Source organism: Asanoa sp. NPDC049573, assembly GCF_040676615.1.
In the GTDB taxonomy this organism is placed as follows: Bacteria; Actinomycetota; Actinomycetes; order Mycobacteriales; family Micromonosporaceae; genus Asanoa.
The window spans coordinates 24,390-41,853 of record NZ_JBFAPI010000023.1 but is presented as its reverse complement, the minus strand read 5'-3'; the positions used below and the strand labels follow the sequence as shown (position 1 = coordinate 41,853).

The following is a 17,464-nucleotide window of genomic DNA, read 5'->3' as shown; positions in this document are numbered from 1 at the left end:
CGGGTCAGCAGACGCAGAACTCGTTGCCCTCCGGGTCGTGCATCACCACCGCGATATAGTCGTTGGCCGGGTCGTCCAGTAGGCGGAACACGTGGGCGCCGGCCTTCTCCAGGCGGTTCACCTCGGCCTCGATGACCGTGCGGCGCTCGGCCAGTGGCTGGGAGCGGCCGCCGCTCACCGACAGGTCGAGATGGAGCCGGTTCTTGACCGTCTTGGGCTCGGGAACCTGCTGGAACCAGAACGTCGGGCCCACGCCCGCCGGGTCGACCAGCCGGTCGGGTGCGTCGGGGCCCGTCAACTCCTCCTCGGGCACGCCGACGCTGCGGTACCACCCGTGCCAGCTCGCGAAGCCCTCGGGCGGCGGCGCCGGGTCATAGTGGAGCGCCGTCGCCCAGAAAGCGGCCAGCTCGACCGGGTCGGCACAGTCGACGGTGATCTGCAGTCGCGGTGTCATGCCGCCATGGTGGACCCCGCGTACGACAGAAACGCTTGTCATGGAAGCGCTCCCATGGAAGACTCTCTATCGAGCCGCATCCACGCGGGTCGCACCACGAAGCCGAGGGCACCGGAGCAGCACCAACTCCGGACGGCGCGCTGCGACGCCGCGCGATCTCGCCTGACCGGGCCGGGCACAGCTATCGCCAACCCCCACACCCCCATCCCCGGGTACGGACCCGGTCTGGTCAAGGAGAAGACACGGCAATGACTCTGTCGACAAGACGGCGACTGCTCGCCGTCGCCGGGGCCGGCCTGCTCGCCGCCGCGGGCGTCGTCGCGCCCACATCGGCGGCCCAGGCGGCCGTCGCCTGCGACGTCACCTACACCACCAACGACTGGCCGGGCGGGTTCACCGCCAACGTGACGCTGCGCAACACCGGCGACGCGCTGACCAGCTGGACGCTCGGCTTCACCTTCCCCAACGCGAGCCAGCGCGTCACGCAGGGCTGGTCGGCCACCTGGACGCAGACCGGCCAGGCGGTAACCGCGCGCAACATGGACTACAACGGCAACCTCGCGACCGGCGCGTCCACGTCGATCGGCTTCAACGGCGCGTGGAGCGGCAGCAACCCCAAGCCGACCGCCTTCACCGTCAACGGCACCGCCTGTGGCGGCACCACGCCCACCAACACCCCGCCCACCGTGACGCTGACCAGCCCGACCAGCGGCGCCACCTTCGCCGCCGGCGCGGCCGTGCCGCTGGCGGCCACGGCCAGCGACGTCGAAGGGCCGATCAGCCGGGTCGAGTTCCTGATCGACGGCACGGTCGTCAACAGCGACACCAGCGCACCGTACGAGTACAGCGCCACCTCGGTCGCCTCCGGCAGCCACACCGCGGCCGCCCGCGCGGTCGACGGCGGCGGACTCTCGACGACCACCAGCGCCGTGCCGTTCACCGTCGGCGGCAGCTCCACCACCCCGACGCTGCAGGCCAGCACCGGCGCGGTCAGCGTCCCCGAAGGGGGCTCGGCCACGGTCACCTACCGGCTCAGCGCCGCACCGACCGGCTCGGTCGCCGTCTCGCTGGCCAAGTCCGGCGACACCAACATCACGATCGCGCCGACCAGCCTGACGCTGACCAGCTCCAACTGGAGCACCGGCGTGCCGGTCACGGTCAGCGCGTCCGAAGACAGCGACACGACCAACGGCACCGCGACGATCGCCGCCACCAGTTCGGCCGGCAACGTGTCCGTCACGGCCACCGAGTCCGACAACGACGTGCCCAACGGCGGCGGCCGGGTCGACAACCCGTACGTCGGCGCCCGCGGCTACGTCAACCCGGAATGGTCGGCCAAGGCCGCCGCCGAGCCGGGTGGCTCCCGGGTGAGCAACCAGCCGACCGCCGTCTGGCTCGACCGGATCGCGGCGATCGAGGGCACCCCGGACAGCCAGTCCAACGGCCCGATGGGCCTGCGTGCCCACCTGGACGCCGCGCTCGCCCAGGGTGCCGGCTACGCCCAGTTCGTCATCTACGACCTGCCCGGCCGGGACTGCTCCGCCCTGGCGTCCAACGGCGAACTCGGCACCGAGGACCTGCCCCGCTACAAGACCGAATACATCGACCCGATCGCGGCGATCATGGGTGACACGAAGTACCGCAGCCTGCGGATCATCGCGGTCATCGAGATCGACTCGCTGCCGAACCTGGTCACCAACCTCAACATCGCCAAGTGCGCGACGATGAACTCCAACGGCGGTTACGTCAACGGCGTCGGCTACGCGCTCGACAAGCTCGGCGCGATTCCCAACGTCTACAACTACATCGACGCCGCGCACCACGGCTGGATCGGCTGGGACAGCAACTTCCGCCCGACCGCCCAGAAGCTCAAGCAGGCCGCGACCGCGTCCGGCGCGACCGTCGACGACGTGCACGGCTTCATCGTCAACACGGCCAACTACTCGGCCCTGCGCGAGCCCTTCTTCAACATCAACACGACCGTCAACGGACAGCAGATCCGGCAGTCGAAGTGGGTCGACTGGAACTTCTACGTCGACGAACTGTCGTTCGCCCAGGCGTTCCGCACCGAGCTGATCAGCCAGGGCTTCAGCTCCAGCATCGGCATGCTGATCGACACGTCGCGCAACGGCTGGGGCGGCTCGGCCCGGCCCACCGCGGCCAGCACCTCGACCGACCTCAACACGTTCGTCGACCAGTCCCGCATCGACCGGCGGATCCACGCCGGCAACTGGTGCAACCAGAGCGGTGCCGGCCTCGGCGAGCGGCCGACCGCGGCGCCCGCCGCGGGCATCGACGCCTACGTGTGGGTCAAGCCGCCGGGTGAGTCCGACGGCTCGAGCAAGGAGATCCCGAACAACGACGGCAAGGGCTTCGACCGGATGTGCGACCCGACGTACGGCGGCAACGGCCTCAACGGCAACAACCCGACCGGCGCCCTGCCCGACGCACCGATCTCCGGGGCGTGGTTCTCGGCGCAGTTCCGCCAACTGATGGCCAACGCCTACCCTCCGCTGTCCTAACCACATAGACGACGGGTCCCCGTTCCGGTCACGGCAGCCGGTGCGGGGACCCGTTTCCACCTATTCCGAGGAAGGCTCCGGAGGCTCGGGCGCCTCGGCCGGCGACAGCCACTGCCACAGCAGGAAGAGCAGCCCGACCGCCAGCATCGCCAGCCCGGCCCAGAGGTTGATCCGCACGCCCTGGGCCTTGTCGATCGCGGCCGAACCGTCGAAGACGCCGGCCACACCGACGATCAGGCCGTACACCACGAACAACCCACCGATCACCCGGCGTACGTCGAACCGGCGCGCGGCCGATGCCCGCCGGTCCTCCTCGGTCTCGTTCAGCAGTTCGTTGTCGTCGCTCATCGCGCGGCTCCTCTCACCAGACCGGGATGTAGAACAGCAGGGACAGGGCCAGCGCGACACCGCCGAGCAGCAGCGGCGACCGGTACCAGACCGCGTCGCCCGCGATCACGTCGCCCTTGAGGTCGACGCCCCCCAGCCCCGACACCAGCCCGCGGAGTTCGCTTTCCGGCTTCGGCTGACCGAACCGGCTGATGACGAACCCCGTGACCAGGACGGTCACGAACGCGAGGCCGGCACCCCAGAAGCTCTCCTCCAGGTCGGTGTTGAACGGCAACGCGCCACCCAGGTAGAGGAAATAGGTACCCAACGCCACGACCGTGCCCGACAACAGCGACCAGAACCCGGCCGCCGTGGTCATCCGCTTCCAGAACATGCCGAGGATGAACGTGGCGAACAGCGGGGCGTTGAACACCGAGAACAGCGCCTGGATGTAGTTCATGATGTTGTTGAACCCGGCGGCGATGAACGCGGTGCCGATGCCGACGACGATGCCGCCGACCGTCGCGACCCGGCCGATCTTGATGTAGTAGTCGTCGGAGCGCTCCCGCTTCACGTACGTCTGCCAGATGTCGTAGGTGAACACGGTGTTGAAGCCGCTGACGTTGGCCGCCATGCCGGCCATGAACGAGGCCATCAGCCCGGTCACCGCGACGCCGAGCACACCGTTGGGCAGCAGGTCGCGCATCAGCAACGGGATCGCGTTGTTGTAGACCAGGTCGCCGTCTTCGGCGCCGAGGCCCTGCACCGTGACGACCGCGACCATCCCGGGAATCACGGTCAACAGCGGGATGAACAGCTTCGGGTACGCCGCGATCAGTGGCGTACGCCGGGCGGCGCTCATGTTGCGGGCGGACAGCGCCCGCTGCACCTCGGCGAAGTTGGTGGTCCAGTAGCCGAACGACAGCACGAAGCCGAGCCCGAAGACGATGCCCAACCAGTGCGCGCCGAGAGGGTTGTCGGACGAACCGGTGTTGGACCAGGCGTGCAGGCCGGCCCGGCCGAGGTCGCCGTCGCGTACCTTGTCGAACAGCCCGTTGATGCCGCCGACCTTGACCAGGCCGAGCACCGTGATCGGGATGAGCCCGGCCAGGATCACGAAGAACTGCAGCACCTCGTTGTAGATCGCCGAGGTCAGGCCGCCGATGCTGATGTAGGTCAGCACGATCGCCGCGCCGGCGATGATCGAGACCCACAGCGGCCAGCCCAGCAGGGCGTCGAGCACGAGGGCGAGCGCGTAGAGGTTGACCCCGGCGATCAGCATCTGGGCCACCGCGAAGGTGATCGCGTTGAAGAGGTGGCTCTTCCAGTTGAATCGCCGGCGCAGGTATTCCGGCACCGAACGGACCTTGGAGCCGTAGTAGAAGGGCATCATGACGATGCCCAGGAACACCATCGCCGGCACGGCGCCGATCCAGTAGTAGTGCACCGTCATGAGGCCGTACTGGGCGCCGTTGGCAGCCATGCCGATGATTTCCAGCGCGCCGAGGTTGGCCGAGACGAACGCGAGCCCGGTCACCCAGGCCGGCAGCGAACGCCCGGACAGGAAGAAGTCGACGCTGGTCCTGATCGCCCGCCGGGCTGCGAAACCGACACCGAGCACGGTCGCGAAATAGAGCGCCAGCAGCACGTAGTCCAGCACGTTCAGATTTAGGCGCAGCCCACCGTCCACACCGTCCCCTTTCGCCTGCCGGTCCGAACGGCTCGGATCGATCGCGCGGCGGGAGGTACCCCGGGCGACGTTCGCGAAAACTCTTCAGTTCAGCCGGCGGCGCGGCGATCTGTCAGGTTTCCGCTCTGCCCAGGTGTGCACGGACGGGACATCATGGACGGGCCGGGCCCGAACGCGACGACGCCGGCGGGGAGTGGTCATGAAGCATGTGGGAACGATCGTGATGCTGGTGGTCGGCTTGGCCGCCGGCGCCGGGCTGTTCTTCGCCAACGACGCGCTGACGGTGGCACCGAAACCCGCCGCCGCGCGGGCGCCGGCCGTGGCCGCGCCGCCGGCCGTCACGGCCACGACCGCGGCGCCCTCGCCGACCCCGCCGCCGGCCGACCGCGCGGTCACGCCGCCGCCGGCCAAGGCACAGGCGCAGGAGAAGGTCACGGTGACCTGGGCCGGCTCGACCCGGGACGGGCGGTCCAGCATCGCGATCGCGGTCAAGGACGGGGTGGCGATCGCCTATCTCTGTGACGGCAACCGGGTCGAGGCCTGGTTCCAGGGCACCGCGGTCGACGGTCGGCTGGCCCTCACCGGCGAGAAGGGCCGGGTCAGCGGGTCGTTCGACACCAAGCGGGCCAAGGGTACGGCGACCGTCGGGCGCGACAGCTTCTCCTTCGACGTCGCCGCGGTGCGAAAGCCGTCGGGGCTCTACCGGGCGACCGCCGAGGTGCGCAACGCCAAGGTCCGCGGCGGGTGGATCGTGGTCGACGGGCGGCAGGTCGGAATCCTCGAGGTCGACGGCGAGGCGCGACCGGCGCCGCCGCTGGAGTTGCCGGCCGGTGCGGTAACCGTCGAGGGGCAACGCGTCGAGGCCACGCCGCTGGGTTGAGCGGCGCGGCCTCGACGGGATCGGCTGATCAGCTCTGCAGCATCCGGTCCAGGAAGTCGCGGTAGCGGCGGACCACCACCCGCAGGTGTTCGGTGTCGGCACCCTCGGTGGCCTCCCAGCCGCCGAGGTCGGTGCGCATCGCGTCGATGGCGGCGGCCAGGGCGTCGGCTGCCTCTTCCGCGAGACCCTGGGCCTCGCCGGCGGCAGCGCGCGGGTCGTCGACGAAGCGCAGTTGCACCTCGCGCCAGCGGTCCCGGAAGCCCTGGGCGGCCTCGGCCGCGACCAGCGCGGTGACCGGCTCGGCGTCGACCTCGCCGGGCATCAGCTCGGCGCGCCCGGCGGCGGCCTGGTCAGTCCCGGCCACGGCCACGTCGGTCTCGGCCACGGCCAGGTCGTCTTCGACCGGTACGCCGTCCACCCGGTCCTCGTCGACCGCGTCAGCGTCGACCCGGTCCTCGTCGGCACGGTCGCGGTCGGTCGGGTCGAAGGTGGTCAGGTCGGCGTCGGTCCGGCCGTATCCGGCCTGGTCGTGGTCGGTCCGGTCGACGTCGGTGCGGTCGAGGTCCGTGCCGTCGACGTCCGTGCCCTCGACGCGGGTGCGGTCGACGTCCGTGCCGTCGAGGTCCGTGCGGTCGAGGTCGGCGCGGTCGAGGTCGGCGCGGTCGAGGTCAGTGCGGTCGGTGTCCGTGCGGTCGACGTCCGTGCGGTCTTCGACCGCCTCGGCGTCGGTGCGGGTGTCGGTGCGGTTGGCGGCCATCGCCGCTGCGGCTGCCGCGCCGCCGGCCGTGGCGGCGCCGAAGGCGGCCGGTGTCATCGCCGAGTCGGGGAACGTCGGGCCGCCGAGACCGTCACGGTCGTGCTCCTCGTCCCGCTCGCGGTCCAGCTCGGAGCTGTCGATCCCGGTCCGGTCGCCGTCGTCGTCGACGGGCGAGGCGAGCACCGGCTCGTCGTACCCGGTGCGCTCGTCGTCTTCTGTCTCGTGCTCGAGGTCGTCGTTGTCGTGGTAGCCGGCGTCGGCGTCGGCCCGGTCGGTGACGCCGTCACCGTCGGAGTCGGCCCGGTCGGTGACGCCATCGCCGTCGGCGTCGGCGTTCTCGTGGAAGCCGGGCTCCGCGTCGGTGTTCTCGTGGTAGCCGACCTCGGGCTCGCTGTTCTCGTGGTAGCCCGCATCGGCTTCGGTGCGGTCGTCGACGCCGTCGCCGTCACTGTCGCGGGGGTCGCGGTCGTCGTCGAGGTCGTCGGGCGAGGTGCGCTGCACCGGAACCGGGTCGGAGCGCACCGCTTCGGGGTGCTCGTCGTTGCGCTGGTCCTGATAGGTCATGGGGGATCTCCTCGAAACTAGCGGGCGTCGGCGTCGGTGACGGGGCCGTCGGTGTTGTGGCTGGCCACCGGCTCGTCGCCGAGCAGCTCGGCGACCAGGGAGCGGTAGTGCACGACGGCCTTGCGCAGCTGCTCGGTGCTGGCCTCACCGCGCTCGTTGGCGAGGTGGATCTCGTGCGCCTCGCGATAGTTGCCGAGCGTGCGGGCGTGGTCGACGGAGAGGTGTGCGAGTTGGTCGTCGTAGTTCTCGGTCGGATAGCCGCGCTCCGCGACCAGGCGGGTGACCAGCTCGTCGGCGGCGCCGACCGCGCGGGCCGGGTCGTCGACGAAGAGCACCTGCAGCTCTTCCCACGCCTGTGCGTAACGGTCGCGCGACTCCGCGCTGAGCGGTGTGAGGGTCAGTTCGGCGTGCCGGCGCTCGCGCTCGCGCAGTTCACGTTCGGCTGATGACCGGCTCTCCTGCTCTTCGAGGACCCGGTCGTATTCCGGGCCGAAGCGTTCGCGCAGGGCCCGGCGGCGCATCGCGTTCCACGCGAAGATGCCGACGGCGGCGATCACCACGATGACGATGACGAGAACGACAATCTGGGTGGGCGACATGGCGTTCCTCCTTCGCCCTCGTTATTTCCCAGATGGCAACGGTCGCCAATCGCGTATCGCGGGACTAGTTCGGAAATCTGCGACCGCCATCGACGGCTGGCTGTAGTGCCACCGCCGGCATTTGCGTATCCTGCCCAAGGCGCATGCGTCTCGGCGGTGTCGGCTTTCTGGCGGGAGCGGGCAGGTCGCGTGTCGTCGCTCCTGCCAACCCCTCGGGCGAGGACTGATGAATTCGCGCAGCTGGTCGATCCGTTCGAAGATCATTTCCCTGGTCGCCGTGCCGATCGCCGCGCTCACCGCATTGTGGATCTTCGCGACCACGTTGACGCTGGGTCCGGCGCTCAGCCTGCTGTCGGCGCAAGGCCTGCTCGACGACATCGGCAAGCCCGGTGAAAACGTCGTCGCCGCTTTGCAGCAGGAACGCCGACTGTCCCTTGTCTACCTGGCCGGAAGAAGCAGTCCGGAACGGCTCGCCACCCAGCGCGCGGTGACCGACGACGCGATCAGCGAGTTCCGCCGCTCCTCGGCCGGCGCCGACACCAGCGACCTGCTGGCCAGCCGGCTCCAGCAGCTCGACCAGTCGTTCGCGGTGCTGCCGTCGGGCCGCGACTTCATCGACCGCCGCGACATGGACAAGGCCGGCGCGCTGGGCCTCTACAACGGCGTGATCGACTCGGCCTTCCGCGCGTTCTCCGTGCTGGTCGCCCTGCCCGACGAGCAACTCGGCCGCGAGGGTCGGGCGGTCACCTCGCTCGGCCGCGCCCGCGAGGTGCTGGCCCGCGCCGACGCGCTGCTCGGCGGGGTCTTCGCGGGCGACAAGTTCGCCGCCGGCGAGCACGGCCAGCTCGTGCAGATCATCGGCACCGAGCGCTACCTCTACGACTCGGCCCTCGCCGACCTGCCCGACGACGACCGCGCGCAATACACCCAGCTCACCGAGGGCGCCGCGTTCGGCCAGCTCAACGACATGCTCGACACGCTGGTGAGCAAGGGCCGCGACAACACGAGACCACCGGTCGCCCAGACCGCCTGGCAGTCTTCGTACGACACCGTGCAACACGCCCTGCGCGAGTTCGAGCTTGACGCCTCCGACCGGCTCGCCGACCGCGCGGTCCCGGTCGCGACCGGCATCCTGATCCGGCTGGCGCTGGCCGGCATCCTCGGCCTGATCGCGGTCGGCATCGCGCTCTACGTGTCCATCCGGGTCGGCCGCGGCCTCATCCGCCGCCTGATCGGGCTGCGGGCCACCGCGCTCGAGCTGGCCGACGAGCGACTACCCACCCTGATCGGCCGCCTGCGCCGCGGACAGGAGGTCGACGTCGACGCGGAGTCGCCCCCGCTCGAATACGGCTCCGACGAGCTGGGCCAGGTGGGCCACGCGTTCGCCGCGGTCCAGCGCACCGCGGTCCGGTCCGCGGTCGACGAGGCGGCGCTGCGGCGCGGCCTCAGCGAGGTCTTCCTCAACATCGCCCGGCGCAGCCAGACGCTGCTGCACCGCCAGCTCGCGCTGCTCGACAAGATGGAACGGCGCACCACCGACCCCGACGAGCTGGGCGACCTGTTCCGCGTCGACCACCTGGCCACCCGCATGCGCCGCCACGCCGAAGACCTGGTCGTGCTGGCCGGCGCCGCACCCGGCCGCGGCTGGCGGGTGCCGGTCCCGATGATCGACGTCATCCGCGGCGCGGTGTCCGAGGTGGAGGACTATCCGCGGGTCAACATCGTGGCCGTCGAGCCCGCCGCGGTCGCCGGCCGTGCGGTCGCCGACGTGATCCACCTACTGGCCGAGCTGATCGAGAACGCGACCTCGTTCTCGCCGCCGCACACCAAGGTGCACGTGGCCGGGCAGGCAGTGCCCAACGGCTACGCGATCGAGATCGAAGACCGCGGCCTGGGCATGCCGGCGGAGGCGATCGCCGAGGCCAACCAGCGGCTCTCCGAGCCGCCCGAGTTCGACCCGGCCAACTCCGCGCGCCTGGGCCTGTTCGTGGTGGCCCAGCTGGGTGCCCGCCATGGCGTACGCGTCCAGCTCCGCCCGTCGCCCTACGGAGGCGTGACCGCGGTCGCGCTGCTCCCGACGGCGCTGATCGGCGCCGGCACCGCCGCGCTGGCCCTGCCCGGCCGCGAGCCGGCCGACCGCGCCTTGCCGGCCGGCGACGCCGACGCGGTCCTGATGCCGGGCGAGAACGCCGACGACTCCCCCGTGTGGACGGTCCCGGACGGCGCGATGACCGGCTCCGGCGACAGCACACCGGCCGGGGCGTGGAGCTCGTCGCCGCGGTCCAACTGGCCCACGGCGCTGTCCGGCGGCCTGACCCGCCGCAAGACCGACAACCCCGCGCCAACCTCGTCGCTCCCGGCCTCGACGGTCCCGACCTCGACCTTCCCGACCTCGACCTTCCCGACCCCGACGAACCCGGCCCCGACCTTCTCGACCCCGACGAACCCGACCTCGACCTTCTCGAGCCCGACGGGTCCGACCTCGACCTTCTCCACCCCGACGAGCCCGACCTCGACCTTCTCGAGTCCGAAGGGCGCGACGAGCCCGACGAGCCCGACCTCGACCCCGACGAACCCGAATTCGACCCCGACGAACCCGGCCTCAACCCTGACGAACCCGAACTCGACCCCGACGAACCCGATCTCGTCCGGGCCGACCTTCGCCGGCTCGACCTCGAGCGGGTCGACGCCTGGAGCACCCTCGATCGGGCCGGCGTCCGGGCTCGGCGGTTCGGCCCTTGAGCGGTCGGCGGGCGCGGCGTCATCGGCCGAGTTCGCCGCAGAGCCGACCCCGGCGCTCGGCCTGCCGGTGCAGCGACGCCGCAAGCGGCCCGCCGACGACTCGACCGCCGAACTGGTCGTCGGCGAGGACGGCCTGCCGCGGCGCAACCGCCAGCGCCACCTCGCGCCGCAACTGCGCCGCCCCGTCGACGACGGCGAGTCGTCGGGCAGCTTCCCGGCCGGCTTCGGCGGGCCGACGAGCCCGACCTCCGCGCCGCCCGCTCCCCGCGACCCGGAAGAAGTCCGGGCCCGCATGTCGGCCCTGCAGGCCGGCACCAGCCGCGGCCGCCGGGAAAGCGCGGCCGAAACGGCGCCGAAGCCGATCTGGACACCGCCGGCACCGCCCACGAAGAAGGAACTCGACGACGCCACCCGGCCGGTGCGGATCCGCACCGACCCGGCCGCCGAAGCCGCCAACGGTGCCAGCGGGGACCCGGAAAGCCCGCACGCGCCGGCCGACGGAAACGGTGCGTCGGCTGAACTTCCCGACCGGACGGAGGGGAACGGCGCCGTGACGCCGCCCGTACCCTCTGAAAAGGACGACGACCGGTCGCGGATCGAAGATCCATCCGGAAAGGACGCGTAAGTGACGCAGACGACCAGGCCGCAGTCCAACCTCGACTGGCTGCTCGAAGACCTTGTCGCCCGCGTGCCCGGGGCGCAGCAGGCGATCGTGCTCTCCGCCGACGGGCTACTCATGGGGTCGACGAGCGGCCTCGAGCGCGACGACGCCGAGCACCTCGCCGCGATGGCGGCCGGCTTCCAGAGCCTCGCCAAGGGCGCCGCCCGGCACTTCGACGCGGGCGCCGTGCGGCAGACGATGGTCGAGATGGAGCAGGCCTACCTGTTCGTGACCGCCGCGGGGCAGGGCGCCTGCCTGGCGCTGCTGGCCACCGCGGAGACCGACATCGGTCTGGCCGCGTACGAGATGGCCATGCTGGTCACCCGGGTCGGCCAGAACCTGACGGCACCGGCCCGGATACCGCCGATCCCGCCGTCCGGGAGCCCTGATGGCGGCTGACGCCCGGCACACCGACCCCGACTGGCTCGACCTCGACGCCGGGCCGGTCGTCCGGCCCTACACGGTCACCGGCGGCCGGGTCCGCCCGGCCAGCGGCTTCGACCTGGTCGCGTTCGTCGTGGCCGCGCCGCTCGACCGGGTCGACCTGGCGCCGCTGCAGCCCGAACACCGGCTGATCATCGAGATCGCGCAGCGTCCGGTCGCGGTGGCCGAGCTGGCCGCCCGGGTCGACCTGGCGCTCGGCGTCGTCCGGGTGTTACTCAGTGATTTGCTCAGCGCGGGTCTGGTGGTCTCCTACGAGCCCCAGCCCGCGACCGCCCTCCCCAACCACGACATCCTCCAGGCGGTGGTCAATGGACTCCGTGCGCTCTGACCGCACTGGCGAGGGGCAGCACATCCCGATCGCCTTGAAAATCCTGATCGCCGGCGGCTTCGGGGTGGGCAAGACCACCCTGGTCGGCGCCGTCAGCGAGATCCGGCCCCTGCAGACCGAAGAGGTGCTCAGCTCGGTCAGCGAGGGCACCGACGACGTCTCCGGCGTGGAGAGCAAGACCACGACCACGGTGGCGATGGACTTCGGCCGGATCACCATCAACGAAGACCTTCAGGTCTACCTCTTCGGCACGCCCGGCCAGGACCGCTTCTGGTTCCTCTGGGACGAGCTCGCGTTCGGCGCGCTGGGCGCGGTCGTGCTGGCCGACACCCGCCGGCTGGCCGACTGCTTCCCGTCGGTCGACTATTTCGAGACCCGCAACACCCCGTTCGTCGTCGGCGTCAACTGCTTCGACGGCCTGCAGCGACACAGCCCCGACTCGGTCCGCAACGCCCTCGACCTCGACCCCGACGTGCCGGTCCTGCTCTGCGACGCCCGCGAGCGCCAGTCCGGCAAAGACCTGCTGATCGCCCTGGTCGAACACGTCGCCACCCGCCGCGACCGGGTCCCGGCCAGATAACTGAGCGGCAACCGCCGCAAGCCAGGGGCGTGGCGGCGGCACGCTGAGCGCGAAGGAAACGTTCCAGCACGCTGAGCGCGAGAGAAGCGTTCCAGCACGCTGAGCGCCAGAGAAGCGTTCCAGCACGCAGAGCGCGAGGGAAGCGTTCCTGCATGCTGCCCGGCGCGAGACCGGGGTGCACGACCAGCTCGAGCACCCGGTCATGCCTTCTCGGCCACTCGAAAGCGGCCCCTACTTCGCGTAACAGAACAAACCCCGCTTACCGGGAAGCAAACGGACGACCCTCGGACGCCCTCGATGGCCAGTTAGGGGGCGATCGGTGGTGAGGGTGGGCGCGGCGTGTCAGTCTTAGGTGCGGGTCGACCCGGGTTTTGGCGGGGGTGGATCAATGTCAGACGGAGCCTCTAACGGGCCGCGGAGCGGCACCGAGACCGTCGAGGTGCTCGGTGGGCGGCTGATGATCAACGATGGCCCTGGGATCATCGCCGCGGCGCGGGAAGATCGGGTGCGGCTGCTCGGGGGTGGGTATTTCCCGCAACCTGTGCAGGACGTGCGCTACTGGCTCGACACCGCGACCGTCGACGGCGCGGCCGTGCACCGGATGTCGGCCGACGTCAGCGTCCGCGGCGGGCCGACCGCCCGCACCATGTTCGACGCGGCCATGCTCGGGGCCGCCGCGCCGCTCGGTGCGATGCTGGCCCGGCGGTTCGGCAACGACGGGCCGGTCGCCAGCCGGATCGCCCAGGGGGCCGAGGTGATCGCCACCGTGCCGAGCCGGCTGGTCCGCACGATCTGGCCGCCCGACGACTACGGCGAGAAGGTCGATCCGCTGGCCGCCGCCAACGCCGCGGGGCTCAAGGCGACCATCACCTACCCGGGGCCGACGGCCAACGCGAAGAACAACAACGGCAACCCGTTCTCGTCCGACGGGCCGCTGCGCAGCGGGCCGCGGACGATCTCGATCCGGGCCAACGTGCCCAGCGCGGAGATGACCACCGCCCTGCTGCGCGAGATGACGTTGCTGGTGCTGCGCGTGGTCGGCGAGTTCGTCGGGGGCGAGGCGCCGCTGCGCGGCCGCACCTACGTGATCGGCCGGCGCGAGACCCAGCCGCCGCCGGCCAGCCCCACGGCCGCCGCGCCGGGCCCGACCCGCACCGAGAACGTCACCCTTGACCACGTCGGCGGATTGGAGAGCATCGTCGGCCAGTTCCGGGAGATCGCCGTCAGCTTCCGGCATCCCGACATCATGGCCCGCTGGGGCGCCCGCCGGCCCCAGGGCATCCTGCTCTACGGGCCGCCCGGCACCGGCAAGACGATGCTGGCCCGGGCCCTGGCCAACGAGATCGGCGCCACGTTCCGGGAGATCCGCACGCCGGAGATCCTCGACAAGTGGCTCGGCGGCTCCGAGCGCAACATCAAGGCGATCTTCCAGGAGGCACGCCGCTACCGGCACCCGACCGTGATGCTCTTCGACGAGTTCGACAGCATCATCAGCTACGCGGGCGCCGGCGGCGACGCGGCGAGCCAGGCCGTCAACGCCGTGGCGGGCATCTTCAAACAGGAGATGAACAACCTCATCGAAGACAACCAGAACGTGATCGTGGTCGCGACCACCAACTTCCCGCACCGGGTCGACGACTCGCTGATCCGCTCGGGGCGGTTCGACGTGAAGCTGTCGATCCCGCTGCCCGACGAGGCCGGCCGCGCCGAGATCTTCAAGATGAAGATCCGCGACCTGAGCGAGCGTCACGAGTACGCCGGGTTCACCATGTTCGCCTCCGACGTCGACCCCGCCGCGCTGGCCGCGGTCAGCCACGGCTTCAGCGGCGCCGACGTCGGCGAGGTGCTGCGCCGGGCCCAACTCGCCAAGGCGATGCAGGAGGCGCGCGGCGGCAAGGGTGGCCCGATCACCCAAGACGAGCTGATGCGGATCACCACAGGTTTGCGGCATTAGCCGGGCGGGCCCAGAATCAACCGCATGATCAGCGGTACGGCGCTCGTCCGCGCCCCGAGTTCCCGGCTGGCCGACGGCATCGTCACCCACATCGCGCGTACCCCCGTTGACGTCGACCTGGCCCGGCGGCAGCATGACGCCTACCGCGCGGCCCTGGCCGGCGCGGGCTGGTCCGTGCTCGAGGTGGCCCCCGCCGACGACTGCCCGGACAGCGTGTTCGTCGAAGACACCGTCGTCGTCTGCGGCGACCTGGCCGTGCTCACCCGGCCGGGCGCGCCCGACCGGCGGCCGGAGGTCGCGGGCGCCCGCGCCGCCGCCGAGGCGCTGCTGCTCGACGTGGCCGAGATCGAGGCGCCCGGCACGCTCGACGGCGGCGACGTTCTCCAGGTCGGCGACCGGGTCTACGTCGGCGTGGGCGGCCGCACCAACGAGGCCGGGTTCGCGCAGCTCCGCGATCACCTGGCCACCCGCGGCAGGACCGCGACGCCGGTCACCCTGCACGGCGTGCTGCACCTCAAGTCGGCGGTGACCGCGCTGCCCGACGGCACCCTCGTCGCGCTCCCCCACCTGCTCGACACGCACGCGCTGCCGCCGGTCCTGCCGGTCGAGGAGGAGGCCGGCTGCCACGTCGTGCCGCTCGGCGACGAGCGGGTGCTGATCGCGGCCTCGGCACCGCACACCACGGCGCTGATCCACCAACTCGGCTTCGCGCCGATCGTGGTCGACATCAGCGAGTTCGAGAAGCTCGAAGGCTGCGTAACCTGCCTCACCGTGCTGATACCGCCCGTACGCTGAAGATCCGGCGGGCGTACGGGGGTGCGCGTGGCAGTGGATACAGCGGACAGGGCAGTAGCACCGAGCGGCGAGGCCCGACCACGCGAACTGTCGCGCCGCCAGATCAACGTCATCTACGGCACCGTCGTGCTCGGCCTGCTGCTCGCCGCGATGGACCAGACCGTGGTCGCCACCGCGCTGCCGACGATCGTCGGTGACCTGGGCGGCGCCAACCATCTTTCCTGGGTGGTAACCGCCTACCTGCTGGCCCAGACCATCGCCGCCGCGCTCGCCGGCAAGTTCGGCGACCAGTTCGGCCGCAAGCGGATCTTCCAGATCAGCGCGCTGATCTTCATTCTCGGCTCGCTGCTCTGCGGGGCCGCGCAGAGCCTGCTCTGGCTGGTGTTCTCCCGCGCGGTCCAGGGCATCGGCGCCGGCGGCCTGCTGGTCACCGCGACCGCGCTGATCGGCGACGTGATCCCGCTCCGCGACCGGGGCCGCTACCAGGGCGGTCTGGGCGCCGTGTTCGGGCTCGCGACGGTGATCGGCCCGCTGATCGGTGGCCTGTTCACCGACAGCGGCCTGGGCTGGCGCTGGGTGTTCTACATCAACGTGCCGCTGGCCGTCGTGGTCATCCTGGTCGCCGCCCGCACCATCCCGGCGATCAAGAGCCGCGGCAAACCGATCATCGACTATCTCGGCATCGTGCTGGTCGGCACCGGCGCGGCCGGCCTCACGCTGGCCACGAGTTGGGGCGGCACCGAGTACGCCTGGACCTCCCCCGTGATCATCGGGCTGTTCGCGATCTCCGTGCTGCTGCTGGTCGCCTTCGGCTTCGCCGAGCGCCGGGCCAAGGAGCCGGTGCTGCCGATCCGGCTGTTCCAGTCGCGGGTGTTCGTGGTTTCGGCGGCGCTGAGCTTCGTCGTCGGCTTCACGCTGCTCGGCGCGCTCACCTTCCTGCCCACCTATCTGCAGTGGGTGCAGGGCGTGTCGGCGACCGCCTCCGGCGTACGCACCCTGCCGCTGGTCGTCGGCCTGCTGGTCACGGCGGTGCTGGCCGGCAACACGGTCAGCCGCACCGGCCGCTACAAGGTCTTCCCGATCGTCGGCGGCCTGGTCATGGCGCTCGGGCTCTACCTACTGTCCCGGATGGGCTCCGGCACGTCGACGCTGAACACGTCGCTCTACATGTTCGTCTTCGGCGTCGGCATCGGCCTGTCCATGCAGATCCTGATCATCATCGTGCAGAACACCGTCGCCTACCGCGACCTCGGCGTGGCCACCTCGGGCGTGACGTTCCTGCGTACCCTGGGCAGCTCGTTCGGCGCCGCGGTTTTCGGCACGATCTTCGCCAACCAGCTCAACGACCACCTGACCGACGCGCTGCGGCAGACCGGGGTGCTCCCGTCGGGCGTGCTGGGGCTGCCGAGCGCGGTGCACGACCTGCCGCCGGCACAGTCCGGACCCATCATCGAGGCGTACGCGCAATCGGTGCACGCGCTGTTCCTCTACGCGGTGCCGGTCCCGCTGGTCGCCTTCGTGCTGGCCTGGTTCCTCAAGGAGGTGCCGCTGCGCGACATGGCCCGGGCCGCGGCTCCCGACCTGGGCGAGGGCTTCGGCATGCCCGACGCGCAGGGCTCCGACGGCGAACTCGAGCGGGCGGTCTCCCGGGTGATCCGCACCGAGGGGCAGGCCGCCGCTCCGGCGGTGCTGGCGGCGTCGAACACCGGCCTGGCCGCCGGCGACGCGTGGTGCCTGACTCAGATCCACCTGCGCACCCGCTACGCCGGCCCGGTCGACGTGGCCGGCATCGGGCGGGCCTACCGGCTGCCGGCCTCGGTGCTGCGACCGGCGTTCGCGGCGGCGGCCTGGCGCGGCCTGGTCACGATCGACGACGACGAGTGCCTGGGCCTGACGCAGCGGGGCGAGGAGTCCTACCGCAAGCTGGCCGAGGCGTGGAAGACCTGGTTGCTCACCAAGCTCCCCGACCGCGACGGCCAGCGGCCCACCGGGCCGGCGCTGGACGCGGCGCTCAGCAAGATCGCCACGCGGCTGGCCGACACCGACCCGGACCCGGACCCGCTGGACGCGCCGGGCCGGTGAGCCGCAGGGCGCGCCGAAGAACTCGCGCGACGCCCGGGCCCCGACCAGCGGGCCGCCGTCGTCCTCGGGAAGCAGCCAGCGTGGG

14 protein-coding genes are annotated in these 17,464 nt (G+C 71.2%); 9 read left to right on the top strand and 5 right to left on the bottom strand.

Features of this window, described 5'->3' with window-relative positions:
• Positions 1–4 precede the first annotated feature (4 nt).
• On the bottom strand, positions 5–454 hold the full coding sequence (locus AB0J74_RS34100; RefSeq protein WP_363455735.1) for a VOC family protein: 450 nt from the start codon (positions 452–454) through the stop codon (positions 5–7).
• Positions 455–702: 248 nt separating this feature from the next.
• On the opposite strand from AB0J74_RS34100, the gene AB0J74_RS34095 reads away from it, so the two are divergent.
• Positions 703–2,976 (top strand): glycoside hydrolase family 6 protein, encoded by a 2,274-nt coding sequence (locus AB0J74_RS34095; protein ID WP_363455731.1) that lies wholly within the window; start codon positions 703–705, stop codon positions 2,974–2,976.
• Positions 2,977–3,036: 60 nt separating this feature from the next.
• On the opposite strand, the gene AB0J74_RS34090 is transcribed toward AB0J74_RS34095, so the two are convergent.
• Entirely contained in the window at positions 3,037–3,324 is a 288-nt protein-coding gene (locus AB0J74_RS34090) for a hypothetical protein (RefSeq protein ID WP_363455729.1), read from the bottom strand.
• Positions 3,325–3,337: 13 nt separating this feature from the next.
• Positions 3,338–4,993, bottom strand: coding sequence for a sodium:solute symporter family protein (locus AB0J74_RS34085; RefSeq protein WP_363455726.1), 1,656 nt, complete (start codon positions 4,991–4,993; stop codon positions 3,338–3,340).
• Between the two features lie 199 nt (positions 4,994–5,192).
• Between AB0J74_RS34085 and AB0J74_RS34080 the strand changes: the two genes are divergently transcribed.
• Positions 5,193–5,873, top strand: a complete 681-nt coding sequence (locus AB0J74_RS34080) for a hypothetical protein (RefSeq protein WP_363455724.1) — start codon at positions 5,193–5,195, stop codon at positions 5,871–5,873.
• A 28-nt stretch (positions 5,874–5,901) separates the two neighbouring features.
• Here the strand turns inward: AB0J74_RS34080 and AB0J74_RS34075 are convergent, their stop codons facing one another.
• Both AB0J74_RS34075 and AB0J74_RS34070 read right to left on the bottom strand, forming a co-directional pair.
• Positions 5,902–7,194 (bottom strand): pentapeptide repeat-containing protein, encoded by a 1,293-nt coding sequence (locus tag AB0J74_RS34075; protein ID WP_363455722.1) that lies wholly within the window; start codon positions 7,192–7,194, stop codon positions 5,902–5,904.
• Positions 7,195–7,211: 17 nt separating this feature from the next.
• Complete coding sequence (locus AB0J74_RS34070) at positions 7,212–7,793, bottom strand: hypothetical protein (RefSeq protein WP_363455719.1); 582 nt, start codon at positions 7,791–7,793, stop codon at positions 7,212–7,214.
• Positions 7,794–8,019: 226 nt separating this feature from the next.
• On the opposite strand from AB0J74_RS34070, the gene AB0J74_RS34065 reads away from it, so the two are divergent.
• From AB0J74_RS34065 to AB0J74_RS34035, 7 genes are all read left to right on the top strand, one after another.
• A complete protein-coding gene (locus AB0J74_RS34065; RefSeq protein WP_363455716.1) occupies positions 8,020–11,160 on the top strand; it encodes a nitrate- and nitrite sensing domain-containing protein in 3,141 nt (1,046 codons plus the stop codon).
• On the top strand, positions 11,161–11,595 hold the full coding sequence (locus tag AB0J74_RS34060; protein WP_363455713.1) for a roadblock/LC7 domain-containing protein: 435 nt from the start codon (positions 11,161–11,163) through the stop codon (positions 11,593–11,595).
• Complete coding sequence (locus tag AB0J74_RS34055) at positions 11,585–11,968, top strand: DUF742 domain-containing protein (RefSeq protein WP_363455711.1); 384 nt, start codon at positions 11,585–11,587, stop codon at positions 11,966–11,968. Before AB0J74_RS34060 ends, AB0J74_RS34055 begins: the two co-directional genes overlap by 11 nt.
• Positions 11,949–12,548, top strand: a complete 600-nt coding sequence (locus tag AB0J74_RS34050) for an ATP/GTP-binding protein (protein ID WP_363455708.1) — start codon at positions 11,949–11,951, stop codon at positions 12,546–12,548. The genes AB0J74_RS34055 and AB0J74_RS34050 overlap by 20 nt, the downstream gene beginning before the upstream one ends.
• A 388-nt stretch (positions 12,549–12,936) precedes the next feature.
• On the top strand, positions 12,937–14,502 hold the full coding sequence (locus tag AB0J74_RS34045) for an ATP-binding protein (protein ID WP_363455705.1): 1,566 nt from the start codon (positions 12,937–12,939) through the stop codon (positions 14,500–14,502).
• Between the two features lie 24 nt (positions 14,503–14,526).
• Positions 14,527–15,297: a dimethylargininase gene (ddaH, locus tag AB0J74_RS34040; protein ID WP_363455702.1), complete on the top strand. Its 771-nt coding sequence runs from the start codon at positions 14,527–14,529 to the stop codon at positions 15,295–15,297.
• Positions 15,298–15,324: 27 nt separating this feature from the next.
• A complete protein-coding gene (locus tag AB0J74_RS34035) occupies positions 15,325–17,379 on the top strand; it encodes an MDR family MFS transporter (protein ID WP_363455700.1) in 2,055 nt (684 codons plus the stop codon).
• The last annotated feature ends 85 nt before the right edge of the window (positions 17,380–17,464 follow it).